Origin of the sequence: Spiroplasma sp. hy2 (assembly GCF_044714365.1) — a bacterium.
Classification (GTDB): domain Bacteria; phylum Bacillota_I; class Bacilli_A; order Mycoplasmatales; family Mycoplasmataceae; genus Spiroplasma; species Spiroplasma phoeniceum.
In genome coordinates, this window is sequence record NZ_RXFZ02000033.1 from 1 (window position 1) to 7,496 (window position 7,496).

General features: G+C 25.5%; 6 protein-coding genes. 5 read left to right on the forward strand and 1 reads right to left on the reverse strand.

The genetic code is table 4. The features are described from left to right. Positions 1–220: 220 nt before the first annotated feature. On the reverse strand, positions 221–1,270 hold the full coding sequence (locus EHV01_RS01935; protein WP_400248764.1) for a rod shape-determining protein: 1,050 nt from the start codon (positions 1,268–1,270) through the stop codon (positions 221–223). 128 nt (positions 1,271–1,398) lie between these two features. Here EHV01_RS01935 and rnmV point away from each other — a divergent pair, with 128 nt between their 5' ends. From rnmV to mutM, 5 genes are all read left to right on the forward strand, one after another. Further along, positions 1,399–1,917, forward strand: coding sequence for a ribonuclease M5 (gene rnmV, locus EHV01_RS01940; protein ID WP_400248769.1), 519 nt, complete (start codon positions 1,399–1,401; stop codon positions 1,915–1,917). Beyond that, a complete protein-coding gene (gene rsmA, locus EHV01_RS01945; RefSeq protein ID WP_422065970.1) occupies positions 1,917–2,765 on the forward strand; it encodes a 16S rRNA (adenine(1518)-N(6)/adenine(1519)-N(6))-dimethyltransferase RsmA in 849 nt (282 codons plus the stop codon). Before rnmV ends, rsmA begins: the two co-directional genes overlap by 1 nt. Positions 2,766–2,767: 2 nt before the next feature. Beyond that, positions 2,768–3,514 carry a 4-diphosphocytidyl-2C-methyl-D-erythritol kinase gene (locus EHV01_RS01950; RefSeq protein ID WP_422065971.1) on the forward strand — a complete coding sequence of 249 codons (747 nt, stop codon included), beginning with the start codon at positions 2,768–2,770 and terminating at the stop codon, positions 3,512–3,514. Positions 3,515–3,581: 67 nt separating this feature from the next. Beyond that, the gene (polA, locus tag EHV01_RS01955) at positions 3,582–6,191 is read left to right on the forward strand and encodes a DNA polymerase I (protein WP_422065972.1); all 2,610 of its coding nucleotides are present in this window, start codon (positions 3,582–3,584) and stop codon (positions 6,189–6,191) included. 105 nt (positions 6,192–6,296) lie between these two features. Beyond that, positions 6,297–7,130 (forward strand): DNA-formamidopyrimidine glycosylase, encoded by an 834-nt coding sequence (mutM, locus tag EHV01_RS01960; RefSeq protein ID WP_422065973.1) that lies wholly within the window; start codon positions 6,297–6,299, stop codon positions 7,128–7,130. The last annotated feature ends 366 nt before the right edge of the window (positions 7,131–7,496 follow it).

Consider the following 7,496-nt stretch of genomic DNA (forward strand, 5'->3'; position numbering starts at 1 on the left):
WTYNNNTTCTGTAATTATTTTTTTCATTAATTATTTACCTCCATATATTAAAAATATACCTAATTTTAGGTATATTTTATAAATATCAAGAGTTTTCGACAAAATTAAAGATTAAAAATGATAATTTCAAGTTTCTTTTTTCTTTTTTAAAAATTTTAGTTATTTTTTATGATATTAGTTCTTTGGAAAATAAAAAAAGTATATTTTAAAAATATACTTTTTATGAAATTTTGTATTCATTTGCATCAAGTAATTGAATTCTTTCAATTACAGCACCTAAATTTTTTTCATAAGTTTTAGCACCATCAATTACACACATTAATGGATCATTTGCAGCTTTTACTTTTAATTGGAAAATTGATTCAAAATATTTTACAATTCCACGAATTAAAGCTCCTCCTCCACAGATGGTAATACCATTTCTAATAACATCACCAGCTAATTCTGGTGGTGTTTGTTCTAATATTTCTACTAATAAGTCTGTAATTCTTGAAAAAGGGGCTAATAAAACGTTTTTAATTTCTTCAGGTTTAATTAATACTTCTCGTGGTAATCCCGTAATAATATCACGACCAAAGGCACGAACTGGTTTTTCATTAATTATTTTAACTAATGCACCAATTTCTTTTTTAATTTGTTCAGCCGTTCTAATTCCGACTAGCACATTGTATTCAGCACGAATATATTTTTGAATTTCTTGATCTAAGTGTTTTCCTGCAACTTTAACTGATTTTGAAATTACAATATCACCAGCTGAAATAATTGCAATATCTGTTGTTCCCCCACCAATATCAATTACTAAATTTCCTTGTGCTAGACCAATATTAATGCCAGCTCCTAATGCTGCTAGTTTAACTTCTTCTTCTACTAAAACGTGACTTGCTCCCATATCTTTTGCAATAGCTTTTAAAGCACCACGTTCTAATTCGGTAACTCTACTTGGACATGCCAATATTACTAGTGAATTTTTTCAAATTCCTGATAATTTTAATCTACTAAAAATGTGTTTTAACAAATCTTGAGCCGCTTCCATATCGGAGATAACTCCGTCTACTAATGGTGTTACCATTCTAATATGATCATGCGTTTTTCCAACCATTTTGTATGCTTCATTTCCTAAGGCAATTAATGAGTTACTTAAAGTGTCATATGCCATCATCGAAGGTTCGTTATAAACAATTCCCTGACCTGATACATAGGCTACTGTGTTAGCTGTCCCTAAGTCTAATGCTAAAAACGAGTAGTCTTTTCCAAATTTATAATTAGCCATATTTCTTTTTGCCTCCTACTCCTATATTTAAAATTTATGATTATTTTAATATAACAGTCTAGTATAATTATACTATAAAATCAGAATAAGTAAATGAAAAAGGTGTTTATCGGGGAGTGAAGGCTAAAATGGGAGTATTTGTGATTGTTGAAGGTAAGACAGATTCAACAAAGTTAAAAAGTATTTTTCCTAATATTAAAACAATTGAAACTAGCGGTAGTGGGATTACAAAAGAAAAATTAGCATTGATCAAAAAAATTAGTTTAAATAATAAAGTAATTATTTTTACTGATCCTGATTATCCTGGACAAAAATTACGTCAAATTATTAGTGATTATTTAGAAAACAACTGCATGCATGCTTTTATAAGTAAGAATAATGCAACCAAGGGTAAAAAAGTTGGAATTGCTGAGGCATCTGAAGATGCAATTAAAAATAGTATTAATAATTTAATTAGTTTTTCAAACCAGCCAGTTGATAATTTACAATGAAGTGATTATATTAATTTAGTTGATTCAAAAGTAAAACGCGAAAAAATTATTAAGTACTATAACTTAATGCCAACTAATAATAAAACAACATTTAAATGACTAAATTATATGAATGTTAAAAAACAAGATTTAATTGATATTTTAAAGGAGAAATAATGAAGAAACAAAACCAAGAAATGCGTGCCGAAGAAATAATAGCTAAAAAGAGTAAGGGACAAAACTTTTTAACAAATCCTCATTTTATTAATTTAATTGTTGATAGTGCATTTGATTTACCAAACACAAATATTTTAGAAATTGGTCCAGGAATGGGTGCTTTGACGAGTTCTATTTTATTAAAAGCAAACAAACTTGTTTGTGTTGAAATTGATTCAACTTTAGTAGAATATTTAACATTAAAATTTAAAGATCAGGGTTTAACTGTTCTCCAGGCAGATATTTTAACCATTGATTTAGAAAAATTATTTTTAACAGAATTTTTAGATAATAATCCAATTAGTATTATTTCCAATATTCCTTATTATATTACTTCACCAATTATTTTTAAATTATTAAAAATAAATAATCCAAAAGTAAAAGAAATTATTTTAATGATGCAAAAAGAGGTGGGTGAACGAATTATGGCTCAGTCAAATTCAAAAAACTATAGTAGTCTTTCTGTTGTTTGTCAATTTTATAGTGACATTGAAAAAGTTTCCTTAGTTGGTCGTAATAATTTTGTTCCAGTACCAAAAGTTGATAGTATTGTTTTAAAATTTAAATTGAATAAAAAATATTCTTTATTAATAAATGATGAAGAATTTATTAGATTTATTCGAATGATGTTTGCAACAAAGCGAAAAACAATTTTAAATAACTTAGCAATTATTATTAACAATAAAATTTTAGCCGAAGATATTTTGGTAAGATTAAACTATGCATTAAATTTGCGTTCAGAAAATTTAAGTTTAAATGATTTTTATCTTTTATATAATGAAATTAAACAAACTAAGGGAGAACTATAAAAATGAAAATTAGATCATATGGTAAGTTTAATTTAACTTTAGAGGTTTTTCACAAACATAAATTTAAAAAAATGCACCATATTAAAAGTATTATTTTTCCTTATAAGGAAAAATATGATTTTGTTGAGTTATTGCCTTATCAAGGTAAACAAACAATTTTTACTTGTAATAAAAAAGAACTAGATTCAAATAATAATACTATTTTGGAAGCATATCATAAATTTGTTGTTATGTTCCCTAAGTTTAAATCAACTCCAGTTCATATTAATTTAATTAAAAATACAACTATTGGTTCTGGTCTTGGTTATTCTGCTAGTAATGCTGTTGCAATGATTAAACTTATTTGTCATTTTTTTAATATTAATTATTATTCTTGGAAAATTAAAAAGTTAATTCAAAGTCTTAGTTCCGATGCTTTATTTTTTTATTTAGAAAAACCAGCAATAATCTCTGATTATGGTCATAAAATTAAGTATTTAACAATGCATCAAATTAATAAGTATAAAATCCCAAATCTTAAAATTATTGATTCAAAAATATCATCAATCACAAAAGAGGTTTATCAAGAATTTGATCATAATTATCAATACTATAAAACAAAAAAAATAATTAATAATCTTTATTTTAATATGTTACAACAGCCCGCTTTTAAAATTAATCCAGAGTTAAAAAAATTTTATCTTATACTAAAGCAAGAATATTCAAATGTAATGCTTTCTGGTAGTGGCGGTGCTTTTTTGGCTTGATAATTTAGTTTTAAAGTATATTTTAAAATTAAATTAGGCTATAATTGAACATAAATGAGGAGATTGTAAAATGAAAAAAGTATTGTTAATTGATGGAAATTCTTTGCTTTTTAGAGCATTTTATGCCACAGCGTATAATGGCGAGATGTTAAAAAGTTTGGATGGAACACCAACAAATGCTGTTTATGCATTTGCCAATATGTTGAATAAAATATTAAAAACAAATAACTACTATAGTGTTGTTGTTGCTTTTGATAAAGGAAAAAAGAATTTTCGTCATGATTTATTAGTTGACTACAAAGATGGTCGGAGTAAAACGCCAAATGAATTAATTGTACAATTTCCAATTGTAAAAGAATTTTTAGATAGTTATCAAATTCCATATTTAGAGCAAGAAGGATATGAAGCTGATGATTTATTAGGATGTTTAGCAGTGCTGGCTGAAAAAGAAGATTTTTATGTTGATATTTTTTCAAGTGATAAAGATTTATATCAATTAATTACTAATAAAACAAATATTTTAGTGCCACCGCAAGGCGACAGTGCTGATGTTATTGATGAAACGGCTTTAAGAGCAAAATGGGGAATTACACCATTACAAGTTCCTGATTTAAAAGGGCTAATGGGTGATCCTTCCGATAATTTAAAGGGTGTTCCAAAGGTTGGTGAAAAAACAGCAATAAAATTAATTAAGGAATATCATTCAATTGAAAATTTATATGATAATATTGAGCAAATTAAGGGTGCATTACAACAAAATTTATTAAATCATAAGGAAAGTGCATTATTATGCAAAAAGATAGCTACTATTTTTTGTGATATTAATTTAGAACATTTTGCTTTTACTCAGTTTTCACCAAATCAAGAAAAATTAATGCAATTTTATTTAAAATATAATATGAATTCATTTGTAACAAAGTTGTTTAATAATCAAGATAATAGTACCGAAAACTCAAATATAACAGTAAAAATTATTGAAGAATGATGTTCCGAATTTAATGAAAATAACACTACTGTTTATTTAGAATTATTAGATGAAAATTATCATACTGCAGAAATTATTGGGTTTGGAATTGTTAATTCGAAAGGTGTTTTTTATTTTGATTATATTCATGCAAAGCATGATAAACTATGACATCAATTTTTAAATGATACTAAATATCAAAAGTTAACTTATCATGCAAAGAGTTTAATTGTTGCTTTAGCTCGTGATAATATTTTTGTTCAAAATATTGAATATGATATGATGCTAGCTGGTTATGTTTATAATTCAAATGCAAAAAATAGTTTAGATACTTATATTAATTTATTTGAAAAAAAACAAATTTTGACTGATGAATTATTTTATGGCAAAGGGGTTAAAAAACAAATTCCTGCTGATGTAATTAAATTAAGTCATTTTATTGGTGAAAAAGCAGCGTACATTCATAAATTAAGACCAAAAATTATTGAGTTATTAAAAGCTAATCAGCAATATGATTTATATTATAAGATTGAGTTACCAACCGCTTTTGCATTAGCACGAATGGAAATTAATGGTGTTAAAGTTAACCAACATGAATTAATAACACAAACCTTACGAATTGAAAAAATTGTGCAAGAATTAAATAATGAAATTAATGATATTGCACAAAAAGAAATTAATCCTAATTCACCAAAACAAATTTCAGAATTATTATTTCAAGATCTTTCATTACCTGATCGGAAAAAAGGGTCAACAGCACAAGAAACATTAGAAGAAATAAAAAATAACCATGTAATTATTCCAAAGATATTAGATTATCGAAAGTATCAAAAATTATATTCAACTTATTTAAAAGGGATGGAAAAATATATTTTTGCTGATGGGAAAGTTCATACAATTTATAAACAAACCTTAACAAATACTGGTCGGCTTTCATCTGTGGAACCTAATATGCAAAATATTAGTATTCGTGATGATGTTCAAAAAGAGGTACGAAAAATTTTTGTTGTTTCATCGCCAAATAATGTTTTATTATCTTGTGATTATTCACAAATTGAATTACGAATTTTAGCACATATGTCAAAAGACCAAGATTTAATTGCTGCTTTTAATAAGAATGAAGATATTCATACTAATACTGCAATGAAAATTTTTAATTTATCAAAAAATGAAATTACACCGAATATTCGTCGTAGTGCGAAAGCTGTTAATTTTGGGATTATTTATGGAATTAGTGATTTTGGTTTAGCAACTGATTTAAATATTTCTGTTGCAAAAGCAAAAGCAATAATTAATAATTATTATCAACAATTTCCAACAATTAAGGCTTTTATTGATCAACAAGTTGAGTTTTGTAAACAAAATGGTTATGTTACAACAATTTTTAATCGGAAACGTTATGTCCCAGAAATTAATGACCGTAATTATATGCAACGTGAATTTGGGAAGCGGATTGCAATGAATATGCCAATTCAAGGTAGTGCAGCGGATATTATTAAAATTGCTTTAAAAAATATTGACCAAGAATTTTTAAAATTAAATTTAAAAGCAAAAATTATTGCACAAATTCATGATGAATTAATTTTTGAAATTCCGCAAGTTGAATTAATTCAAGTGCAAAAAATTGTTAAAACATTGATGGAAGATTCTACTAAATTAAATGTAAAGTTAATAGTTGATATGAAAACTGGTTTAAGTTGATATGATTTAAAATAAAATTAAATCATATCACTTTTTATAATTTTAATTACTTATTAGCATCTTGATTTTTATTAGATATAAAAATAAAATTAAATTATTAATTAAGAAAGAAGGAACAATATGCCAGAATTACCAGAAGTTGAAACGGTCCGTCGTATTTTAACAAAACATGTTGTTGGAAAAACAATTACTGATTGTCAAATTTTTTGAAATAAAATAATAAAATATCCTCTTGATTCAAAGAAATTTATAAAAAAAATTGTTAAACAAAAAATTAATCGAATTGATCGAATGGGGAAACATTTACTATTTATATTGGATGATTATGTTTTAATTAGTCATTTACGTATGGAAGGCAAATATTATTTTACACTAAAAGATGAACATGGTGAATGACAACATATTATGGTTTTATTTGAACTTGATCATCAATTTCAATTACGTTATCATGATACAAGAAAATTTGGGACAATGCATTTATATAATAAAAATGATTATTTACAACAAGCACCATTGAATAAGTTAGGATATGAACCATTTGATGAAAAAATTACAGTTTCATATTTAAAAAATGCTTGGCAAAATAAATCACAGCCGATTAAAACAACATTATTGGAACAAAATGTTATTGTTGGAATTGGGAATATTTATGCCAATGAAATTTTATTTGCTTCTAAAATTCATCCTGGTGAAAGAACAAAAAATTTAGTTGATCAAGATTATCAAAATATTATTGACAATACAAAATTAGTTTTACAAAAAGCCATTGATGAAGGAGGAACAACGATTGCAACTTATCATCCTGAACCAGGAATGGATGGTAAATTTTTACAACAATTAAAAGTACAGGGGCGTAATAAAATGGAATGTGTTAATTGCCATAAATTAATTGATAAAATTTTTGTCAATGGACGAGGAACTTATTTTTGTAATTATTGTCAAAAATTAAAATAAAAAGGCATTCCTTGTTTAGAAATGCCTTTTAGAAAAAACTATTTACTAACGGATACCTATCTTTGAGTATTACCTTTTAGGAGGCCCATCCATCAGGTAATGATAAGCTCTGTTTGTTTACTATATGTTGCCATATAGTACTTTATTTATAACACGGGATTTTTAAAAAAGAGGATAAGAATTCTAAAAATTATATTTTTTTCTTTTTTTTTGGTAAATTTTGGTAAATTAGGTAAATATTAATAAATTCCTTTGTTTTACTTTAATTTTGTCGAAAACTCTTGATGAAATAAAAAAAATCATCAATATGACAATTTGAAAACTAATTTTGTGTAAGATTATGATTTTGCTTTAAATTTTTTAAAY